General features: G+C 66.1%; 21 protein-coding genes. 4 read left to right on the top strand and 17 right to left on the bottom strand.

The window, feature by feature from the left end; translation table 11 throughout:
• Nucleotides 1–236 precede the first annotated feature (236 nt).
• From R2733_23320 to R2733_23245, 16 genes are all read right to left on the bottom strand, one after another.
• A complete protein-coding gene (locus R2733_23320; protein MEZ5379450.1) occupies nt 237–716 on the bottom strand; it encodes a glutathione peroxidase in 480 nt (159 codons plus the stop codon).
• Between the two features lie 44 nt (nt 717–760).
• On the bottom strand, nt 761–1,339 hold the full coding sequence (locus tag R2733_23315; protein ID MEZ5379449.1) for a LytR C-terminal domain-containing protein: 579 nt from the start codon (nt 1,337–1,339) through the stop codon (nt 761–763).
• Between the two features lie 133 nt (nt 1,340–1,472).
• Entirely contained in the window at nt 1,473–4,232 is a 2,760-nt protein-coding gene (ppc, locus tag R2733_23310) for a phosphoenolpyruvate carboxylase (GenBank protein MEZ5379448.1), read from the bottom strand.
• 76 nt (nt 4,233–4,308) lie between these two features.
• On the bottom strand, nt 4,309–5,871 hold the full coding sequence (locus R2733_23305; GenBank protein MEZ5379447.1) for an AMP-binding protein: 1,563 nt from the start codon (nt 5,869–5,871) through the stop codon (nt 4,309–4,311).
• Between the two features lie 302 nt (nt 5,872–6,173).
• A complete protein-coding gene (locus tag R2733_23300; GenBank protein MEZ5379446.1) occupies nt 6,174–6,992 on the bottom strand; it encodes a tRNA (adenine-N1)-methyltransferase in 819 nt (272 codons plus the stop codon).
• On the bottom strand, nt 6,989–8,008 hold the full coding sequence (locus R2733_23295) for a tRNA(Ile)-lysidine synthetase (protein ID MEZ5379445.1): 1,020 nt from the start codon (nt 8,006–8,008) through the stop codon (nt 6,989–6,991). The genes R2733_23300 and R2733_23295 overlap by 4 nt, the downstream gene beginning before the upstream one ends.
• Entirely contained in the window at nt 8,005–8,205 is a 201-nt protein-coding gene (locus tag R2733_23290) for a MoaD/ThiS family protein (GenBank protein MEZ5379444.1), read from the bottom strand. The genes R2733_23295 and R2733_23290 overlap by 4 nt, the downstream gene beginning before the upstream one ends.
• A gap of 31 nt (nt 8,206–8,236) precedes the next feature.
• Nucleotides 8,237–8,515, bottom strand: a complete 279-nt coding sequence (locus tag R2733_23285) for a hypothetical protein (protein MEZ5379443.1) — start codon at nt 8,513–8,515, stop codon at nt 8,237–8,239.
• Nucleotides 8,516–8,517: 2 nt separating this feature from the next.
• Nucleotides 8,518–8,727, bottom strand: coding sequence for a hypothetical protein (locus R2733_23280; GenBank protein ID MEZ5379442.1), 210 nt, complete (start codon nt 8,725–8,727; stop codon nt 8,518–8,520).
• Nucleotides 8,724–9,035, bottom strand: coding sequence for a hypothetical protein (locus R2733_23275; GenBank protein MEZ5379441.1), 312 nt, complete (start codon nt 9,033–9,035; stop codon nt 8,724–8,726). The genes R2733_23280 and R2733_23275 overlap by 4 nt, the downstream gene beginning before the upstream one ends.
• Before the next feature lie 97 nt (nt 9,036–9,132).
• Nucleotides 9,133–9,750: an LON peptidase substrate-binding domain-containing protein gene (locus R2733_23270; GenBank protein MEZ5379440.1), complete on the bottom strand. Its 618-nt coding sequence runs from the start codon at nt 9,748–9,750 to the stop codon at nt 9,133–9,135.
• Between the two features lie 7 nt (nt 9,751–9,757).
• Entirely contained in the window at nt 9,758–11,254 is a 1,497-nt protein-coding gene (dacB, locus tag R2733_23265) for a D-alanyl-D-alanine carboxypeptidase/D-alanyl-D-alanine-endopeptidase (GenBank protein ID MEZ5379439.1), read from the bottom strand.
• Nucleotides 11,255–11,346: 92 nt separating this feature from the next.
• On the bottom strand, nt 11,347–12,813 hold the full coding sequence (locus tag R2733_23260) for a CoA-binding protein (protein ID MEZ5379438.1): 1,467 nt from the start codon (nt 12,811–12,813) through the stop codon (nt 11,347–11,349).
• Nucleotide 12,814: 1 nt separating this feature from the next.
• Nucleotides 12,815–13,468, bottom strand: coding sequence for an acetate--CoA ligase family protein (locus tag R2733_23255; protein ID MEZ5379437.1), 654 nt, complete (start codon nt 13,466–13,468; stop codon nt 12,815–12,817).
• Between the two features lie 76 nt (nt 13,469–13,544).
• Complete coding sequence (locus tag R2733_23250) at nt 13,545–13,976, bottom strand: response regulator (GenBank protein MEZ5379436.1); 432 nt, start codon at nt 13,974–13,976, stop codon at nt 13,545–13,547.
• Between the two features lie 136 nt (nt 13,977–14,112).
• Nucleotides 14,113–14,730, bottom strand: a complete 618-nt coding sequence (locus R2733_23245) for a TetR/AcrR family transcriptional regulator (GenBank protein ID MEZ5379435.1) — start codon at nt 14,728–14,730, stop codon at nt 14,113–14,115.
• A 21-nt stretch (nt 14,731–14,751) separates the two neighbouring features.
• On the opposite strand from R2733_23245, the gene R2733_23240 reads away from it, so the two are divergent.
• The gene (locus R2733_23240) at nt 14,752–15,165 is read left to right on the top strand and encodes a hypothetical protein (GenBank protein ID MEZ5379434.1); all 414 of its coding nucleotides are present in this window, start codon (nt 14,752–14,754) and stop codon (nt 15,163–15,165) included.
• A 42-nt stretch (nt 15,166–15,207) separates the two neighbouring features.
• Here R2733_23240 and R2733_23235 read toward each other — a convergent pair whose 3' ends face one another.
• Nucleotides 15,208–15,843 (bottom strand): alpha-ketoglutarate-dependent dioxygenase AlkB, encoded by a 636-nt coding sequence (locus R2733_23235; protein ID MEZ5379433.1) that lies wholly within the window; start codon nt 15,841–15,843, stop codon nt 15,208–15,210.
• A gap of 109 nt (nt 15,844–15,952) precedes the next feature.
• On the opposite strand from R2733_23235, the gene R2733_23230 reads away from it, so the two are divergent.
• From R2733_23230 to R2733_23220, 3 genes are all read left to right on the top strand, one after another.
• Nucleotides 15,953–16,429, top strand: coding sequence for a helix-turn-helix domain-containing protein (locus tag R2733_23230; GenBank protein MEZ5379432.1), 477 nt, complete (start codon nt 15,953–15,955; stop codon nt 16,427–16,429).
• Nucleotides 16,426–18,867, top strand: coding sequence for a 5-amino-6-(D-ribitylamino)uracil--L-tyrosine 4-hydroxyphenyl transferase CofH (cofH, locus tag R2733_23225; GenBank protein MEZ5379431.1), 2,442 nt, complete (start codon nt 16,426–16,428; stop codon nt 18,865–18,867). Before R2733_23230 ends, cofH begins: the two co-directional genes overlap by 4 nt.
• 83 nt (nt 18,868–18,950) lie before the next feature.
• On the top strand, nt 18,951–20,063 hold the full coding sequence (locus R2733_23220; protein MEZ5379430.1) for an LOG family protein: 1,113 nt from the start codon (nt 18,951–18,953) through the stop codon (nt 20,061–20,063).
• The last annotated feature ends 63 nt before the right edge of the window (nt 20,064–20,126 follow it).

Below are 20,126 nucleotides of genomic sequence, written 5' to 3'. Positions count from 1 at the left end.
CTCGCCCCAGATCCGAGTGATGTCACCGTCGGGCGGCTCGACCTTGACGACGTCGGCGCCAAGGTCGGCCATCATGCGGGTTGCGAACGGCCCGGCGACGACTCGGGTGAAGTCGAGCACTCTCACGCCCGCCAACGGGGACGGAGGCGAGTCGGACGGGTGGTCGTTTGGCGAGGTCGGCACGGTCGGACATGGTGACAGGTCACCGTGACGGTGTCGAGATCACGAGCCGTCGGTCACAGGTGCGATGGCAGTATGTCGGCGATCTGCTCGGGGGTGGTCGGTGGCGGGAAACGAGTGACGGTCTCGCCGTCTCGGCCGATCAGGAACTTCTCGAAGTTCCAGCTGATCGCGGTGTTGCCCTCGGCGTTCGGCGCCGTCGTGGTGAGCCACTGATAGAGCGGAGCCGCCGTGTCACCGTTGACGTCGATCTTGGAGAACATCGGGAAGTCGACGTCGAAGTTGGAGGTGACGAACTCGAGGATCTCGGCATCGGTGCCCGGCTCTTGCTGGCCGAACTGGTTGCAGGGGAAGCCCAGGACGACGAATCCCTGGTCGGCGAAGTCGTGATGCAGCGTACGCAGACCTGCGTACTGGGGCGTGAGCCCTCAACGACTGGCGACGTTGACCGCCAGCACCACCTTGCCCTGGTAGTCGGCGAAGTCGATCGCTTCGCCGGTGATCGAGGTCATCGTGAACTCGTGGAAGGTTCCCATGCGTCACTTGCCCTTTCTGGTGAATGGTCGGACGACCGTCGGTGTCAGCCGACGGCAGTATCTTGGCCCAGGATGACCACGAGCTGCGCACCGTCGATCGGTACACCCGGGTCGGCGGGCATGGGGGCGATGGCGGTCTCGCCCATGAGGGTCAACCGTGCCACCTGGGCGGCGTCGGCCTCGTAGCCCTCGATGTAGTAGACGACGCTGTTGGCGACCGTCGGCGCGTTCTTGGGGCTCAGCGCGATGTAGCCGGCCTGGGTGAGCAGATCGGTGCCGGCGCCGGCCACGCCGCCCTTGCGGGCACCGTTGCCGACACGGATCGTCACCTCGCCAGGGGGACGAACGGCCTGAGTGGTGGACGTCGTCTCGACCGGCTCGGCTTCGGTGGTATCGGTGGTGTCGGCATCGGTCGAGTCGGTGCCGTCTGCCGCAGCGTCGGCTGCGGCTTGCTCGGCCTGTTCGGCGGCGATCTTTGCGGGATCCTCGGTCTTGTCGACGAGCCCGCCGTTGATGGTGTTGAACAACGACCGTGCGCCAAACACCAGACCGAGCGCCATCGCCAGCAGGACGGCGGCGAGCCCAATCGCGTTGATGACATCATGTCGCTCGATGCGGTCCACGATCAGGCATCTTTCCACGTGAGGGTGATCGACGGGCGGACCCCTCGACGGCGTGCAGACTGGATGATTCGTGCAACCACGCCCGACAGACTACGAGACCAGGCGCAGTTCGCGGCAGCGCGCCGACGGGGAGTCAGCCGGTGTTGCGCATGCCGGCGGCCACGCCGTTCACGGTGAGCAGCAGTGCCCGACGCAGGCGACGGGTGTCGTCGTCGTCGGCGGCGCCCGTGGCTTCCATGGCCCTCGACCTCGCGAGCAGGTCGATCTGGAGCACATGGAGTGGGTCGAGATAGACCGCACGCACGCCCAACGTGCGGCGCAGGATCGGCAGGTCGCCGAGCAGTTCGCGGCCGGTCACGAGCGTCAGTTCGTCGACCGTCAGCGCGTGTTCGGCGGCGACGACCTCGAACAGGTGATGATGGGCCGGATCGACCAGCGCATCGACGTAGCGCCGGGCAATGCCGAGGTCGGTCTTGGCCATGGTCATCTCGACATTGGCCAGAAAGGTCTGGAAGAACGTCCACTCGGCGAACATCTCGGCAAGCGCGTCACCGCCGCCCTCCTCGCGCACCGCCCGAAGGCCTGAACCCACGCCGAACCAGCCGGGGATGATCTGGCGGCTCTGGGTCCAGCCGAAAACCCAGGGAATGGCCCGCAGGTCGGCGAGGCTCGGTCCACCGTCGCTCGAGCCGGCCGAGCGCCGTGCCGGCCGCGATCCGATGTTCATGCCGCCGAGCTCCTCGACCGGGGTCGAGGTGGCGAAGTAGATCGGTAGCGCGGGCTCTTCGACGAAGGAACGGTAGGTCCGATACGAGGCGTCGGAGAGCTGCTCCATCACCTCGGACCACCGAGCAATGTGCGACGGGTCGTGTCGGGGCGCCTGCTGGGCCACGGTGGCCTCGAGCACCGCACTCAGCGCCAGGTCCAGGTTGCGGTGAGCGATGTCGGGTCGCCCGTACTTGTCGGCGATCACCTCGCCCTGCTCGGTGATCTTCACCTCGCCGTCGATCACCCCCGAAGGTTGCGACAGGATCGACTCGTGCGTGGGACCGCCGCCCCGGCCGACGGTGCCGCCGCGGCCGTGGAACACCCGGATCCGTACGCCGGTCTCGGCGGACACGGTGCGGATCTCACGCAGCGCCTTGTGGATCTCCCACTGTGAGGTCGCGATGCCCCCGTCCTTGTTCGAGTCCGAGTAGCCGACCATGACCTCCTGCAGACCGCCCCGCAGCTCGACCATCCGCCGATAGGCGCTGATCCCGAGGAGCTGCCGCATCGTGTCGCCGATACTGCGCAGGTCGTCGATGGTTTCGAACAGCGGCACGAAGCCGAGACGGGACACCCCAGTCGCTGGGTCGAGCAAGCCAACTTCCCGGGCGAGGAGTACCGGAGCGAGGATGTCGTCGACGCCCTCGGTCATCGACACGATGTAGCTCTGCACGAGCTCGTCGCCGTGTTCGTCGAGCAGCGTGCGCAGCACCCTGAACAGCTGGAGCGGATCATCGTCGGCGGCATGCGATCCGGGCGGGGCCAGCGGGCGACGTGAGGTCAGCTCGCTCAGCAGCAGCGCCGTTCTTGCGCCCCGGTCGTCGGGATAGGTGATGCCGGTGGAGCGGAACAGCTCACCGAGTGAGGCATGGTGGCGCTTCGCATGCTCACGAATGTCGAGTGCCGCCAGGGTGAAGCCGATCGTGGCGAGGATGCTGCGGACTCGGGCGAGCCGGCCGTCGGCCATCAGACTGCCGTCGTGCGCCCGCAGGGAACGATCGATCATGTCGAGATCGGCCATGAGCTCCTGCGGGCGGGCGTAGGCCCGGCTGGCCGAAGGATCTCGTCGAGTCTCGTCGAGACGAAACAGCACGACGGCCAAGCGCAGTCGGTACCACTCGCCGTCGTTGATCCGACCGATCCGGCGGAACACCTCGGGGAAGCGAAGACGGTCGGCCTCGACGGCCGCCACCAGTTCGTCGGACGCCGGCCGGACGACCTCGGATGGGCTGAGCTCGGCACGAAGCCCCTCGACCTCGTCGCGCAGGATCCGGAGCGCTCGCGCCCGGTGGAGTTCGACGACGGCCTCGGTGGTGGCGGGCGTGACGTTGGGGTTCCCGTCGCGGTCGCCACCGACCCAGCTGCCGAACACGACCGGTGCGAGGTTGACCTGGCGGTCGATACCAATCCGCTCGAGCGCCAGCGCCATGTCGCTCCACAGCTGCGGGAGGCCGGCGCGCACGATCTGATCGAGGTAGTAGATCATCGTTCGGGACTCATCGAGCGGACTGGGCCGCTCCCGCCGGATCTCATCGGTCTGCCACATGGCGTCGAGCAGCTCATCGATCCGACGGTCGATCCGACGGCGCTCCGAGGTGGTCACTCGATCCGAGCCCCGACGCTCGATCAGGGTCGCGATCTCGGCGAGTTTGTCGAGCATCGACCGACGCGACGCCTCGGTGGGGTGAGCGGTGAAGACCGGGCGCAACGCGGTCTTCGCCAGCGCCGCCTGGATCTGCTCCGATGTGAAGCCACGACCGATCAAGTCGTCGACGGTCGCTTCGAATCGGCCGACACCCTCCTTCTTCGTATTGAGGTCGTCGATGCGATGCACCTGCTCGGCAACGTTCGCCAGGTGGAAGTAGGTCGTGAAGGCCCGAACCAGGCGGATCGCGTCGATGAGCGACGCGTTCGCCAGGACGTCGGAGAGTTCCGCACCGGCGTCGGCGTCGCCGTCACGACGCAGGCGACGAGCGAGCACGCGCACTTCCTCGACCAGATCCAGGAAGTCGCGACCTTCCTGACGAGCGACGGCGTGGCCGAGCTGTTCACCGAGACGCCGGATGTCGTTCCGCAGCTCGGTGTTCTGGCGATCGGTGCTTCGACGGTCCTCGGCAGCGCTCATGGCGCCAAACCTACCGGCGGCGTGTCGACCCGGTCGGCTCGAAACGGATCGTTCACGTTCCGGGCTCGCTGTCGAGTCAGACGATGCTCGAACCCTTCTTGCCCCAATACTCGTCGCGGAGCAGGCGCTTGTAGAGCTTGCCGGTCGGCAGGCGAGGCAGCTCATCATGGAAGTCGATCGAACGGGGCACCTTGTAGTGAGCGATCCGCTCCCGCACGTAGTCGAGCAACTCACGCTCGGTGTCGGGTCCCGCCGTCTGGCCCGGCCGAAGCTGCACGGCCGCCTTCACCGCCTCGCCCATGACGTCGTCGGGAATGCCGAACACGGCGACATCGGCGACTGCCGGGTGCACGATCAGGCAGTCCTCGACCTCCTGCGGGTAGATGTTGACCCCGCCGGAGATGATCATGAAGGCCTTCCGGTCGGTGAGGAAGAGGTAGCCGTCCTCGTCGACGTAGCCGACGTCGCCGAGGGTGACCCGCCCGCCGTCGAGGCGTGACTCCTGGGTCTTCTCCGGTGCCTTGTGGTACTCGAATTCGGCGTTGCCGCTGAAGTAGACCCCGCCGGTCTCCCCCGCCGGCAGGTCGTTGCCCTCGGGGTCGACGATGTGGAGCACGCCCTGCCGACACCGACCAACCGAGCCCGGTTTGGTCAACCACTCCTCGGAGTCGATGAAGGTCGAGCCGATGCCCTCGGTTCCGGCGTAGTACTCGTAGAGCACCGGGCCCCACCACTCGATCATCTGGTGCTTGACCGGCACCGGGCAGGGAGCGGCAGCGTGGATGGCGATCTCCAGGGTCGACAGGTCGTAGGCCGCTCGCTCGTCGTCGCTCAACTTCAGCATGCGGACGAACATCGTCGGCACCCACTGGCTGTGGGTGACCCCGTAGGTATCGATCGCGGCCAACGCGTTGCGCTCGTCGAACTTCTCCATGATGACGAGCGTGCCCCCGGCACGGTGCACCGCCAGGGAGAAGGCGAGCGGCGCGGCGTGGTACATCGGCGCCGGGGACAGATAGACCATGTCGGGGCGATACCGATAGGTGACGGGAATGGCCGCCGAGCGGGGATCGCCCTCTTCGACGGGCACGGTCGGCAGCGGGCGCAGGATGCCCTTCGGACGGCCGGTGGTTCCGGAGCTGTACAACATGATCGTGCCGTTGGATTCGTCGGCGATCTTGTCGGCCGGGCGTGACGCGATCGTGTCGTCATAGTCGTCGAAACCTTCCGGCGGCGCTTTTCCGTCGCCGGTGGCCATCAGCCACGCTCGCACCTTCGGGGGGCGATCGTCACCGGCCAGCACCTCGCTGGCCACCGCCGCCTTCGCTCGGGACGTGATGACGGCCTCGGCGTCGCAGTCGTCGATGACGTAGGCAACCTCGGGCGCCGACAGGTAGGAGTTGATCGCAGTGACGTAGATCCCAGACCGCAGAGCGGCCCAGCACACCTCCATGAATCGGATCTGGTTCTCCATGAAGATCGCAATGTGCCCGCCACGCTCGATCCCGAGCTCGCGGAACACGTGCGCCAGCTGATTCGAGCGGGCGTCGAGTTCGGCATAGGTCTGGGTCTGGCCCGACCCCGCCATCACCACGGCTGGATGCTCGGGTCGTTCACTTGCCCAACGGCCTGGATACATGCTGGTCCCTTTCGTCTGTCGACGCATCGCCACCGACCGGTCCCGGGTCGGCGCAACGCGATTGCGTCAACCTAGACCCATCCCGTCCCCCCGGCGAAAACGCAGTCCTGTCACTGCGAAAACGCAGTCACCCCGGTCAGAGACGACCGGGGTGACTGGACTTCTGCCCCCGCCGGCCCCGAGAGGGCCGGGCGGCTGTATCGATCGTGTCGTGCACGATCGTGACCACTGACGCATCGGCACTGCGGCGTCGTTGGTGAGAACTCGCCCCGAACTCTAGCGAAGGGTGCGCCCGAATAACACTATGCGTGGTCTGCTTGGACGCTCGGTGGGCCGGCGGTCGGGGCCAACAACCGAGCCCGGGTGAGAAACGCCGTGTGCGCCACCATGCGGTGATCGGGCCGGACCGCCTGGCCCTCGATGTGCCAGCCTCGATTCAGGACCTCGAGCGTCTTCATCTCGGTGAAGCGCGTGTGGGCCAACGCCTCCCGCAGCCGTGACGCCTGCGTGATGGAAGGGGTGTACGCCATGAACACCCCACCCGGCTTCAACGCCATCTCGGCGTGCGGCACGACCTGCCACGGTTCGGGCAGATCGAGCATGACTCGATCGAAATCGTTGCCGTCGATCGACTCGTAGGCCGACCGGATCTCGATCTGATATCGATCGAGCACCTCGGGCCCGAGAAACGTCTCGACGTTCTTCTTGGCTCGGGCGGCGAAGTCCTCACGCAGCTCGTAGCCGACGATGTCGGCACCGGCCCGCAACAGGGTCATCGACAGCGCACCGGAACCGATACCCGACTCGAAGACCTTCATGCCGGGTGCGATGTCGGCAAGCATCATCATCGGCCCGAGATCCTTCGGATAGATCACCTGAGCGCCGCGAGGCATCGACAGGATGAACTCCTCGAGCGTCGGCCGAAACACCCGGAACTTCTGCCCCTTGGTGGTCGCGACCTCGCAGCCCTCGGGCTGACCGAGCATCTTCGAGTGGTCGAGCACGCCCGCGTGGGAGTGGAAGGCGCCATCAGCCGCAAGGGTGATGAGGTGCCGGCGATCTCGATTGTCGATGATCAACACCAGTTCACCGACCGACAGTTCGTTCGATCGTGCGGTCATGTCGGGACTCCATCGCTGGCTGTTGGATCGCTGAGTACGGGATCGCTCGGTGTGGGGTCGATTGTCGCTGCCGGGACACCGGCCGCCTTGACCTTCGGCATGTCGACGGGAACGGGCGCCGCACCTTCGGTGCGCTCCACGAGACGGCAGAACGAACACACCTCGGAGCTGGCAGGCGAGCCACACCGCTCGCAGGTGCCGAGGCTGTGATCGGCTGGATCGTCGTCGAACCGGTCGACGGCGTCGCGGAGGAACCCGAAGTAGAACGCCGCCTTGGAGCCCGGGGATGCGGCTTCTTGGGTGTTCAGGATCTCTTTGTAGTGGAGGTGCTTGTTGCCCGCCGCCATCGGGCATTCCTCGACCTGATAGTCGATCCCCCGAATGACGCAGTACGCCGCCATTTCACGCTCGCCCAGCCGGACCAAGGGTTTGATCTTGCGAGGGAAACCCTTCCGGGCGGCAAGGACCGGTCGTTGCCGGGCGAGATAGGGGGTCTGCCATCGCATCACGTTGCCGTAGAGCACCGCCGCCTCGTCGTCGAGGTTGTGCCCGGTGACGACGGCGTCGTAGCCGCCGTCGACCGCCGCAGCGTCGAAGAGGTGTCGCTTGGACAACCCACAGGCCGAGCACGGCACCCGCTTGGTGACGGCGGCCGCCGTGGGCACGTCGTAGCCATAGGCGTCGCGCAGGTCGATCTCGATGAGCCGAAGCTGGCGCTCCTCGGCAAACTGGCGGACGTAGTGGCCGGACACATCGGAGTACTCGCCAATCCCGAGTCCGATGTAGAGGCCGTCGGCTTCGTAGCCCATGGCGGTCAGCATGTCCCAGACCGCGAGGGAGTCCTTGCCGCCCGATACGGCGACCAGCAGGCGGTCGTCGGGCTCACACATCGAGAAGTCCTTGATCGCCTTGGCGACCTGGTCATGGCAGAACTTGATGAAGTGCTCACCGCAGAAGTTCGCATTGTGACGACGGAGGTCGATGATCGCCGGGCCGCGGCAGACCCGGCATTTCATACGCTGCCGCCGGAGATGACGGGGCGAATCTCGACGGTGTCGGTATCGGCCAAGACGGCATCACCCGGCACCAGGGTGCCCTCGCGGATGACGAGCACCGACTCGCGCTGCACTTCGAGTTGACGGAGCAGCTTGACGACCGACATGGGTCCGTCGAGCTCGATCTCACGGCTTGGATTGCGCAGCAGAATTCTCACGGCTGCCGATCCTAGAGACCTCGCGACGCCCTCAACCCTTTCGGGCGAGTCGTTTCGCGTCTTTGGCGGCGCGCTTCTCGGCCTTCTTCGCCGCCTTGATCTGTTTGATCTGCTGAGCGTGGGTGATGTCGAGATGCTCGATCACGATCTTGTCGCCAGGCTTGGAGTTCGACAGGTCGATCACCTCGGCCTTGGTCGACACCGACTTGAACATGCGCATCGCCATGAAGGCGCCGGACGAGACCAGCCACGGCTTGCCCGGACCGGCGAATGACCGACGGACGCCCCACACGAGAAGCTTGCGGAACATGATCAGAGCCGCCGAATCTCGACGACGGTGCTCTGACGCTTGCCGTTGCGCTTTCCGAGAATGTAGATCAACAGCATCAGGAGCACGGCGAAGACGGTGCCAGCAACGGCTGCCTTCTTCTTCGAGTCGTTCGCCACCGTGTCGACCTGGTCGGCGATGTCGCGGAACTTCGCCTCGATGTCGGCGGGTGAGATCTTGGTCGAGTCGGTCATGAGAGCACTCGTTTCTTCGAACGGCTGAAGAGGCTGAAGATGATGCCAATGGCGGCGAGCAATACCACCACGGTGACGACGTAGGGCAGCAGTGAGGCGAAGCTTCCTCCCTCGAAGACCTGCTGCAGGAGACGCAGCATGCCCATGCTCAAGAAGAACACGCCCAGGAACACGAACACCCCGCCGGCAAGACCCAGCCCGATGAACTTGCCGAGCGTCTTGAGCGGATCGACCGTCTCCTGCTTGGCGTAGCCAACCAGCATTGCCTGTATTTCCTTCGCCCCATCGAGCGGGTTTGCCTTGGCCACGAACGGCCTCGCTTTCTGTCCCACACCGTTTGCAGGCAGGAGTGTAGGCGCGTTCGGCCTGAGTGCCGGGGGATCGCGGCGGCCTTTGTCGCTCCGGTCAGGAGCTCAGACGGAACTCGAGCGTGGCGGCGCTTGCTTCGAGTTGCTCGCCGAGGAGTGCAACTCGCTCGCTCGCCGAGCGGACCCGGAGGAGGTTGTAGCGGTCGAGTTCGCCGAGCGGCGACAGTGCGGCAACTTCGAACGACGCCACGGCGGGGTCAGGGTCGAACGAGGGCGCCGGCCCGGTGTTGATGCCGTGACGTTCGAAAACGGACCGGCACAGATGGAAGTTCTCGTACATCGTGGCGACGGCATCGTCGCTGCACGGCGCACCCTCGAGATCGGGAAGCCACTCGATCTCGGCGATCGGATACGGATCGTCGTCGAGCCACGTGGTCACGCGGAACCGGTCGGTGCCAACGCACAGCATCGTCGAACGACCGTCGGCGAGCGTCTCCCGACGCAGGATCTTCGCAACGACACCGATCGAGGCGCGAACGTTCTCGCCACCGACGCCGACCTCGCTCCCCCGCTCGATCAGGACCACCCCGAACTGGCCGTCATCGCCCACATCGGCGACGAGCCGACGGTATCGGGGCTCGAACACGTGCAGCGGAAGGAGCATGGTGGGCAGCAGGACGGACCCCAGGGGGAACTGTGGGAGTCGGCTGCTCATCACCAGCTCAGCCGGTCGTGTCGTCGGACGAGTCGCCCGCTGCCGCTTCGGGCAGTGGATTGACCACTGGGGCGAGCGGGGAGAGCTGATCTCGACTCGGTCCCGCTGGATAGGTGGCGAGCTGCTCGACGAACGGTTCCTGGAGTCCACGAATGCGCTCGTCCTGACCCGCGAGTTCACCATTGACCACATAGGCGAAGGTGAGCGTCGTACCGGCCTCGACCGGCGAATACACATATCCGGAGAGTGCCGTGACGTCGTTGAGTGTGCCGGTCTTGGCAAACACCTGCCCGGTCGCAGCGGTGGCAACGTGGCGCCCGATCAAACTGCCTCGGACCCCACCGATCGACATGCTCTGCGCGAAGGGCGAGCTCGGTCCGGCGGCGAGCAGTACATCGGTGAGGAGCTGACACGTGAGGGTGGTCTCCTCGCTCAAGCCCGAGCCGTCGAGCAGATTGACCCCGTTCATGTCGAAGCCCTGCTCGGTGAGGAAGGTCATCATGGCCGCAGCCCCGTTGGCGGTGCTGCCGATCCCACGCTGATCGCGCCCGATGTGTTTGAGCAGGATCTCCGCCCCAAAGTTGTTGCTGTAACTGTTGATGTGCGTGATGAGCTCGCTCAGTGGCGGCGACACGACCTGGGCGAGTGGGCTGGCCTCGGCCGGAGCGGTGGCTGCGCCGCCGGAGCTGACAGTGACGCCGCGCTCGCCGAGCAACTGGGCGAAGACGGCGGCGGCATGCGACGGTGGATCATCGGTGGGCACTCGCGGGCGGAAGCTTCCCGTGTACTGCTCAGGCCAGCTGATGAAGCCTTCGTTGACGGCGAGTGCCGACAGGGGGCCCGATTGACGCGTATCGATCAGGCGAGTCGCCCACGGTCCGTAGCGCTCTTGGTCGAACAGCGTGTCGTCACCGAACAACGACCCGGTGACGCTGGTGATCCCGCTGGCGGCGACGGCGTCGGCCAGCGTTTCGAGACGTGTGTGGGCCCGACCGTCCTGGGTGTCGAACTGGGTCCACCAGTTGTCGGTGGCGAGGAAAGGGTCACCCCCACCGACAAGGAAGAGATCGCCGGTGAGCACGCCGTCGACCACCGTGCCGCTCGCCCGCACCTCGGTCACAAAGGTGTGATCGGGTCCGAGAATCGCCATGGCGGTGAAGGTGGTCAGCACCTTCTCGTTCGATGCGGGCACCACCGGAAGCTCGGCGTTCTGTGAGGTGATGACCCGGCCGTCGACGGTGACGACGAGGCAGGTGGCGGGGGTCGATCCGGCCACGACCGCACCGATCGCCGGTTGGATCGCGTCGTCGGCCACCGGCGCCTGCAGGGTCTTGGGAATCCGACGAGCCGACAGGACAGGCGTGGCGAGGTCACGCTCGTAGAGAATCGGCGTCAGCCGCTCGTCGTCGGTGTCGGCCGCGTCGGCAGCGCGCCACGCCAGACCGGCGACGAGCACCAGCAGGACCAGCGGGAGATAGCGACGTACGAGGCGGGCCGACAACATGTCCGCCCGAACTTACCAGGGCGCTGTCGTTCTTGAATGACTGGGGTTCTCGAAGGACGGGCGTTCTCGAATGACGGGGCGAACGCTCCGGGTCAACGCTGCTGGAACAGGGAGTAGCGATACAGGTGCTCGAGGGCAGTGACCGCCCGGTTCGCGGTTGCGTAGCAGAGTCGCCCGCTGGCCCGCACCGCCGCTGGCCCCGGATTGTCGGGGTCGGCGATGGCCAGTTCGGTGGCGGTCAGAATCGGCTTGCCCGTTGCTCGCGAGATCTCGTCGGCCGCTTCGGCGAATCGGGCGTCCTGGCGTTCGTGGTAGGCGACGATCCGCTCCAGCCCGTGGTCGGGGTAGAACGGCCCCTCCTTCATCATCCGGGCCTGGTTCGACTGGATGCCGAGACCCAGGTAGATGATGGCGTCGACATCGGGGTGGTTGGCGATGATCGACATGACCTCGGGGATGGTGTCTCGGGTTTCGCCACCGGCAAGGTCGACGGGGTTGTTCCGGCTCCAGCGCGGTGGGAGGTGCTGGTCGATCTCGGCCAGGAGGTCGTCGGGCAGGGTCATCAGTTCGAGGCTGCTGGAATGGATGGCGTCGGCGGTGACCACGCCCCAGCCGCCGGCCGTGGTCATGACCACGACTCGGTTTCCCTTGGGCAGTGGCTGCGTCGCGAACGTGGCGGCAGCCTCGAATGCCTCCTCGACCGTGGCGGCGCGGATGACGCCGGCCTGGCGCATTGCGCCGTCGAATACTCGATCGTCGGTGGCGAGGCTGCCGGTATGGCTCGCTGCGGCTCGTGCGCCGCCGGCGGTGGCGCCACCTTTCACCAGCACCATGGGCTTCTTGGCCGCGATTTCCTTGATGCGGTCGTAGAACGCTCGTCCGTCTTCGATTCCCTCGACGTAGGCGAGGCCGACGGCGGTGTGATCGTCGGCTGCGTAGAAGTCGAGGTAGTCGGCGACGTTCACCGCTGCGGCGTTGCCGGCGCTGACGGCTCGAGAGATGCCGACACCGGTGGCTCGGGACCAGTTGAGGAACGACGACACGAAGTTGCCGGACTGTGACGCCACCCCGATACGGCCGGCCGGCGGGTGCGGGGCGACGATCTGGGCACACAGGTTGGCGGGCGTGGAGACCACACCCTGGCCGTTCGGACCGGCGAGGAGCATGTCGAGTTCCTCGGCCAGCTCCACCAGATCGGCCTGGGCCGCGATGCCGGCCTCACCGGCCTCGCCATAACCAGCCGAGGTGACGAAGGCGGCCTTGATGCCTTTGGTCGCGCAGGAACGGAGGAGCTCAGGATTTGCCGCCGCCGGGGTGCAGACGAACACGAGGTCGATCTCGCCGTCAGGCAGGTCGGCGACGTCGGCCACCGACGTGATCCCGAGCACCTCGGCGCCGTCGCGGTTGGTGGCGAAGACCTGGCCTGCGTAGCCGTTGGCGAGAATGTTGTGGAGGCTGACGAAGCCGAACTTGCCGGGATGCGTGGAGGCGCCGGCAACGAGGACACCGCGGGGCTCGAACAGCGCAGCGAAGTGCGCGGGGGTCAACGTGGTGGACATGTCAGCCTTCCTCGGCGAGCTCGACCAGCGCATCGACTGCGACGGGTCCACCGTTGTTGATGAGTACGGGATTCAAGTCGATCGATGCAATCGATGGCGACTGCTCGGCCGCCTGCGACAGCGACACCAGGACCGACGCCAATGCGCGGCGGTCGACTTCGGCCTCGCCCCGGAAGGCCCCCAGGAGGTCTTGGGTGGCGAGTTCGTCGACCATCTCGTTTGCGTCGGCTTCGGTGATGGGCACCAGACGGAGGGTCACATCGGCGATGGCTTCGGCCAGGATGCCGCCGACGCCGAGGAGCACGGTGCGACCGAACTGCTGGTCGGTCGACACGCCACAGATGAACTCGCGGTTGGACTTCACCATCGGAGCGACGAGGAGCGACACCGGACCGTCTTCGGGGGTTGCCGCAGCGAGCAGTTCGGCACCGGCGGTGCGTACCGCTGCGGCGTCGCCCAGTGAGAGCCGCACGAGTCCACGCTCGGTCTTGTGGGCGATGGCATCACCGTTCAGCTTGACCACGACCGGGTACCCGACCTGATCGGCGGCGCTCACCGCCGCCTCGGCAGTGTCGACCACATGCTCGGGAAGGAAGGGAATACCGAACGGCGTGAGCAGTTCCTTGGATTGCTGTTCTGACAGCGTGCGACTCATGGCGGCGACTGTATTCCACCGATCGCTGGAGGCCCACTTGGCGCCCGTGGTGCATCACCCGCCACGAGCGCGAGCGTCAGGTTGGCAGTACCGCGGTCTGATGCCAGTGGGCGTGGATCCGTCCGACCAGCTCGACGAGCTCGTCTGGAGTGTCAGGTTTGACGAAGTACGCGTTGGCGCCGTTGCGGTAGGCGGTATCGATCAGGCGCTGGTCGCTGCTCCCCGAGAGCACGAGCACCGGGATCGAGGTGGTGCGGGCGTTCTCGCGAATCTCGGCGAGCACGTCGGTGCCGGCGATGTCGGGAAGGTTGAGATCGAGCATGATCAGCGACGGCAGCATCGTGGCGTCATCGAGATGCCGCAGCGACGACCGGCCGTCCTCCACGATCACGAGGTCGACCTCGGCCCGGGCCTGGACGACCGCCCGCTCCAGCATCTGCTGATCGGCGGGTTCGTCTTCGACGACGAGCCAGGTTGGACGCGGCCCTGCAGGTGGTGAAGTGGTCAATGCTCCCTCTCGAACTCGCACGATGTGACGATGGGGCGAGGCACATCGAGCATGTTAGGGACTCGAAGCATGCACTGCGTGACTCTCGTTCGATCCCGACGTCGAACGATCGAGGTCGAGGTCGGGCGTTGCCGGTTCAGTCGACCTTGGCCGGCGGCTCGAGGGCCGAACGGATGAAGGCTCTCATGTGGGCAAACCGCCGTTGGAGCTCGTCTGGCCCGTACGGATCGACGTCGATCAGGCCACGAAGGAGCGCGTGGTCGGAAAAGTACGTCAACAGGGCCCCGTAGCCGGTCAGGACGAGGTGCTCGGCGTCGTGTTCGCGGAAAACGCCGCGGTCCATCTCTCGCCGGAAGAAGTCGACGGCCCGCTCGTAGTACGGGCGCAGCGCTGCGCCGAGATCGAAGCCGAGATGGCTCTCCTCGGTCAGCGCCTCACGCCGTACGATCACGACGATTTCGGGGTTCGTGACGAAGAAGTCGAAGCTGACCTTCAACACGTCGTCGACTCGCTCCCACCCCGACGTGGCGTCGTCGGGAAGGGGGCGATCGAGTCGTCGACCCCAGTCGAGCAGGGCCTCGGTGAGGACCTCGCGGTAGATCGCTTCCTTCGATGGGAAGTAGTGCAGGAGGCTCGGTCGTCGGATTCCGACGCCGGCGGCGATGTCGTTGAGCGACGTGCCTTCGAACCCCTGGCGAGCGAAGCAGGCACGTGCTTCACGAAGAATCACGTCGCGGGTTGAGGCTTCACTCATCCTCTCCGACACTATCGGTGCATGGAGATCATCGCCGCTCTGTTCATGGACGACATCGCACTGCGACAAGAGCCCGGTCCGACGACCCGGATCGACCTCTCGGGTGTGCAGTTCTCGGGCCCGGCACCGGCGCCGGTTCCCTGCACGGTCGCCCCGCATCTCGTGGTTCTGGTGTGGAACCCACCGAACGGTGGGGAGTTCGCTGCACTCGAGACCGTGTTCCACATGGCCGACGAAGCGGGCGACGTCGATCGTTCGAGCGAGCCGATGGCTCGCAACATGCAACCGCTGCAGATCGAGCCGGGGAAGTTCAACTACCGGCTGATTCGGGCCGAGCTCCCCTTCGACCGCTACGGCACGGTGATCGCTTCGCTGCGGATCGACACCGGCGAGTACCGGATGGTGCCGTACACGCTGCTGCCACCGGTGAGCTGAGGTCCGCGACGTCCGGCGGGGTCGATGACCGCCATCGGGAGGTCAACTCCGGAACATCACGCTGATGCGGGGTGCTGCCATCGCCACCTTTGGGACACCGTGTTCGTAGTACTGCTGTGTGGTCCCGCCCATCACGAGGAGGTCGCCTCGCCCGAGTTGGAATCGGTGGGTGGATCCACCGCCGAGTGGGCGGACGGCAAACGTGCGAGCAGCTCCGAGTGAGACGATCGCGACGAGTGCGTCGCTCGGGCAATCGACGGAGTCAGGGTGCCAGGCGACCGAATCATCACCGTCTCGGTAGAAGTTGGCATGGAGCCGCGGCAGGGGACGCCGGTAGTGGTCGGCGAGCTTCGAGGCGACAGCACGCAGGTGCTCGACGACCTGGAGTTCGGTTGGCCCAAGGTCGGGTTGATCGTGTGACCAGATCAGTCGCGGCACGTCGACGACTCGGTCGTACATCGGGCGCCGTGCATGCTGCCAGGTGAGGCCGGACACCAGGCGATCGAACCAGGCGTCGGCGCCCGGCAGCCATCCCGGCGCGTGATCGATCCAAGCGCCGTGATCGAGGTCGATCCGACGGAGCGGACCGACGGAAACGGGGACACCGGGCTCGCCCATCGTGAGGAGCGACCCCTGGATCGGGCACCGCTCGGTGGTTGCCGTCGTGCGAACGAACATGTGTTCGATCATAGTGCAAGACCGAATCGAGACCTCGACGACTCGATCTTGGTCTCGTTCACATTCGAGCAAGTTGTGATTTGCAACCGACTCGTCTACGTTGCCGCCGATGGCTACATCCGGCACTCACGAGGCATGCTCGATCGAAGCGACGCTCGATGTGATCGGTGACCGCTGGACGCTCCTGGTGCTCCGTGACCTGTTCCGTGGCGTGCGCCGCTTCTCCGACCTGGTCGACGATCTCGGGATCGCGAAGAACCTTCTGTCGGACCGGCTCAAACGTCTCGTCGAACACGGTGTCGTCGAGAAAGTGGCCTACCAGGAACGGCCGGCTCGCTACGACTACCGGCTCACGGCCAAGGGAGCCGATCTCTCGCCGGCCCTGATCGCGCTCATGAAGTGGGGTGACGAGTGGTACGCCGACGGCAACCCACCCGTCGTGCTCGTGCATGAGGCGTGTGGCACGCCGCTCGAACAGCACGTGTCGTGCCCGACCTGCAATGAAGCCGTCACGCCCGGGAAAGTTCGGAGCCAGGCCGGCTCCCTCGCCCATCCGCCCATCGAGGCAGGAAGTGTTTCACCTTGAATCCTCAGTCCAACGCCACCAGCGTGATCGACGCCCCCGCCACCCCGGCAGCAGCTCACGCACTCACCGAGCTCAGCACCGACGAACTGCTCGCTCGTGCCCGATCGCGCCGCGATCGCGCCTTTGGCAATCGGATCACCTATTCGCCGAAGGTGTTCATTCCCCTCACCATGCTGTGTCGTGACCAGTGCGGGTACTGCACGTTCGCCCAGCCGCCGGCCCGACTCGACGCTCCGTTCCTCGAGCCGGCCGAGGTCGTGCGGATCGCCAAGCAGGGCGCTCGCGCCGGTTGCCACGAGGCCCTCTTCACCCTCGGCGAGCGACCCGAGTTGCGCTACCCACAAGCCGCGGCCTGGCTGGCCGAACGAGGCTTCGACTCGACCGTCGACTACCTGGCGGCCATGGCCCGCCTCGTCATCGACGAAACCGGACTCCTGCCCCACGCCAACGCCGGCGCCCTCCACCCCGAGGAACTGGCGGTGCTCCGGCCAGTCGCCCCCAGTCAGGGGATGATGCTGGAAACGCTCCGCACCGATCTCGCGGCGCACGCCAACGCCCCCGACAAGGTGCCCGACCGACGCCTGGCCACGCTTGAGGCGGCCGGCGAACTCGGCATCGCGTTCACCACCGGGATCCTTGTCGGCATCGGCGAGAACGAGGCCGACCGCATCGACGCCTTGCTTGCCATCGCCGACAGTCACGCCCGGCATGGTCACGTGCAAGAGGTCATCGTGCAGAACTTCCTGCCCAAGGCGGGGACGGCGATGTGGAAGCACGCGCCAGCACCCGATGAGCCGTACCGGCGGGCGATCGCACTGGCCCGACTCATCCTTCCCATCGATGTGCACCTGCAGGCGCCGCCGAACCTGAGTGACGACTTCGCCCCGTTGCTCGCTGCCGGCATCGACGACTGGGGCGGCGTCTCACCCGTCACGGCCGATCACGTCAACCCCGAGCGCCCATGGCCTGCGCTCGATCGTCTGCGCGAGGTCACCGAGGGTGCGGGCTTCACACTGGCGCCACGCCTCACGATCTATCCCGAGTTCGCACTGGCCGAACTCAGCCCGACCGCCGACTCGCCGGCGGAAGGACGTTGGCTCGACCCGTCGCTACGTTTCACCGTGCTCGACCGCTCCGACGCCGAAGGAATGGCGCGGGATGATCCCGGTGCGGTGTTCCCGGAGCGAGCCGAGTTCGTGACCACGGGCGACGACGGTGCCGACGTCATCCTGATCGGCGACCGATCGACCCAGTGGTACTCCGGTGCGCCGGTCACGCCACCCACCATGGTCACCGGCCGCGGCGCGGGTCCGAGATTCGACGGTCCGGTCGCCGACGTACTCGACGGCGTGCGCAACGGTGACGAGGTCGGCGAGGACGAACTGCTCACCCTCTTCCGAGCCCGCGGTCCCGAGGTCGCGGCGATCGCGGAGGTGGCCGACGAGCTGCGGCAGACGATCGTTGGCGACGACGTCACGTTCGTGAAGAACCGCAACATCAACTACACGAACGTCTGCACCTTCAAGTGCCGATTCTGCGGGTTCTCCAAGGGTCCGCTGAGCCTGAACCTTCGAGGCAAGCCGTACCTGCTCACGCTCGAGGAGCTGCAACGGCGAGTTGTCGAGGCCCACGAGGTCGGCGCCACCGAGGTGTGTCTCCAGGGCGGCATCCACCCCGACTTCGACGGCGACTACTACATCGACGTCGCCCGCGCCGTGCACGAAGCCTGTCCCGACATGCACATCCACGGGTTCACCGCACTCGAGGTGACTGAAGGGGCCAAGCGGTTGGGTGAGCCGCTCGACCAGTACCTCCAACGCTTGATGGACGCCGGCTTGAAGACGCTGCCGGGCACGGCGGCCGAGATCCTCGACGACCCGGTGCGGCAGTTGCTGTGTCCTGACAAGATCGACACCGAGGAATGGCTCGACGCCCATCGCACGGCCCACGGCGTGGGGCTGCGCTCCAACGTGACCATCATGTTCGGAGCGGTCGAGCAACCCGAGAGCTGGGTGCGACACCTCCTCGCCACGCGCGCGTTGCAGCGCGAGACGGGTGGCTTCACCGAGTTCGTCGGTCTCCCGTTCGTCCACATGGCGGCGCCGATCTACCTGCAGAAGAAGGCTCGGCGAGGACCGACGTTCCGCGAGAACCTGCTCGTCCACGCCGTTGCCCGTATCGCCTATCGCAACGACATCCCCAACATCCAGTCCGGCTGGGTGAAGATCGGCTTCGACGCTGTCCGCCAGCTACTCCAGGCCGGCTGCAACGATGTCGGCGGCACGTTGATGGACGAGAACATCTCGCGAGCTGCGGGAGCGTCGCACGGCACCGACGTGGGGGTCGACGACTTCCGGGCGCTGGTCGAACCGATCGGCCGACGCCTGGTGCAGCGCACGACGCTGTACGAACGAGTCGGTGACATCGTGCACACCTGAACGCTCCGAGTGTGTCACCCTGGAGCGACCACACCATCTAGCGTGACCCGCCCTCACCGGCGAGGCACTCGGAGGCCACCAGGATGAGCGCACCACGAGCTCGGAGTATGTACGGCGAAGGACAGGTCGACCGCCTGCTGAGCGAGCTCACGGCGGCGGTCGGTCGTGACAACAACGACGATCTGGTCCGCCGGATGATCGTGACCGCGCTCGACATGGACGCGGCCGAGGTCGATCGTCTCGAACTCAAGATTGCCTCGCAGTCGATGGTCGAGATGCTCAACGCCTGGCGGGTGTTCTCCCCCTATCGGGGCCGAGCGAAGTGCACGATCTTCGGGTCGGCCCGCACCTCACCCGATCACCCCGACTACGAGCTGGCCCGCAGTTTCGGAGCCAAGATCGCCGAACGCGACTGGATGATCATCAGCGGTGCCGGGCCCGGCATCATGACCGCCTGCATCGAAGGTGCCGGCGTCGAGAACAGCTTCGGCGTCAACATCGTGCTGCCGTTCGAACAGCGGGCCTCCGAGATCATCGATCGAGATCCCAAGCTCGCGACCTTCCGCTACTTCTTCACCCGCAAGCTGTTCTTCATGAAGGAGAGCGACGGGTTCGTCTTGTTGCCCGGTGGGTTCGGCACGCTCGACGAGACCTTCGAGTTGATCACGCTGATCCAGACCGGCAAGGCCTACCCCGCGCCGATCGTGATGCTCGACCATCCAGGTTCGAACTACTGGTCATCGCTGCTGCGGTTCGTCGAGGAAGGCCTGCTCGCCAACGGGATGATCGGCGACGTCGACACGTCGCTGGTGTTCCACACGCACGACCCCGAAGCGGCCGCCGACTACATCGCCGACTACTACTCGTGCTTCCATTCCATGCGCTACGTCGGTCGCCGCCTCGTGATCCGGACCAACACGCCCGTGTCGTCGGAGGCGCTGGCACGGCTCAACGACGAGTTCGGCGACATCATCGTCGACGGCGCCATCGAGCCCATCGAGGTGACCAACGCCGAGGTCGAAACCGACGACCACGTGACCCTTCCCCGCATCGCCCTCGAGTTCAACGACCGCAGCTTCGCCCGGCTCAACCAACTCATCATGCGGATCAACGAACTCGCCGAGTCCAAGGCCCGCGTCACCACCGGCATGTTCCACGACCTCGAACCCGAGAACGCCGACATGCTCTCTGACTAGGGACTGCTCCGCAGTCCCGGGCTTCGCCCATCCGAGCCCCGCGCTCGGCGCTGCTTCGTCCCT

This window comes from Acidimicrobiales bacterium, from assembly GCA_041394265.1.
GTDB lineage: Bacteria > Actinomycetota > Acidimicrobiia > Acidimicrobiales > SZUA-35 > JBBQUN01.
The sequence above is the reverse complement of the archived record's forward strand: the minus strand, read 5'-3'. Positions and strand labels throughout refer to the sequence as shown.

Bases quoted from the DNA above. Each gene is read 5' to 3' on its own strand.
- ppc (MEZ5379448.1), bottom strand. From the start codon at position 4,232: ATGAGCGCTGCCGAGGACCGTCGAAGCACCGATCGCCAGAACACCGAG.
- R2733_23305 (MEZ5379447.1), bottom strand. From the start codon at position 5,871: ATGTATCCAGGCCGTTGGGCAAGTGAACGACCCGAGCATCCAGCCGTG.
- R2733_23300 (MEZ5379446.1), bottom strand. From the start codon at position 6,992: ATGACCGCACGATCGAACGAACTGTCGGTCGGTGAACTGGTGTTGATC.
- R2733_23295 (MEZ5379445.1), bottom strand. From the start codon at position 8,008: ATGAAATGCCGGGTCTGCCGCGGCCCGGCGATCATCGACCTCCGTCGT.
- R2733_23285 (MEZ5379443.1), bottom strand. From the start codon at position 8,515: ATGTTCCGCAAGCTTCTCGTGTGGGGCGTCCGTCGGTCATTCGCCGGT.
- R2733_23280 (MEZ5379442.1), bottom strand. From the start codon at position 8,727: ATGACCGACTCGACCAAGATCTCACCCGCCGACATCGAGGCGAAGTTC.
- R2733_23270 (MEZ5379440.1), bottom strand. From the start codon at position 9,750: ATGAGCAGCCGACTCCCACAGTTCCCCCTGGGGTCCGTCCTGCTGCCC.
- dacB (MEZ5379439.1), bottom strand. From the start codon at position 11,254: ATGTTGTCGGCCCGCCTCGTACGTCGCTATCTCCCGCTGGTCCTGCTG.
- R2733_23260 (MEZ5379438.1), bottom strand. From the start codon at position 12,813: ATGTCCACCACGTTGACCCCCGCGCACTTCGCTGCGCTGTTCGAGCCC.
- R2733_23255 (MEZ5379437.1), bottom strand. From the start codon at position 13,468: ATGAGTCGCACGCTGTCAGAACAGCAATCCAAGGAACTGCTCACGCCG.
- R2733_23245 (MEZ5379435.1), bottom strand. From the start codon at position 14,730: ATGAGTGAAGCCTCAACCCGCGACGTGATTCTTCGTGAAGCACGTGCC.
- R2733_23240 (MEZ5379434.1), top strand. From the start codon at position 14,752: ATGGAGATCATCGCCGCTCTGTTCATGGACGACATCGCACTGCGACAA.
- R2733_23235 (MEZ5379433.1), bottom strand. From the start codon at position 15,843: ATGTTCGTTCGCACGACGGCAACCACCGAGCGGTGCCCGATCCAGGGG.
- R2733_23230 (MEZ5379432.1), top strand. From the start codon at position 15,953: ATGGCTACATCCGGCACTCACGAGGCATGCTCGATCGAAGCGACGCTC.
- R2733_23220 (MEZ5379430.1), top strand. From the start codon at position 18,951: ATGAGCGCACCACGAGCTCGGAGTATGTACGGCGAAGGACAGGTCGAC.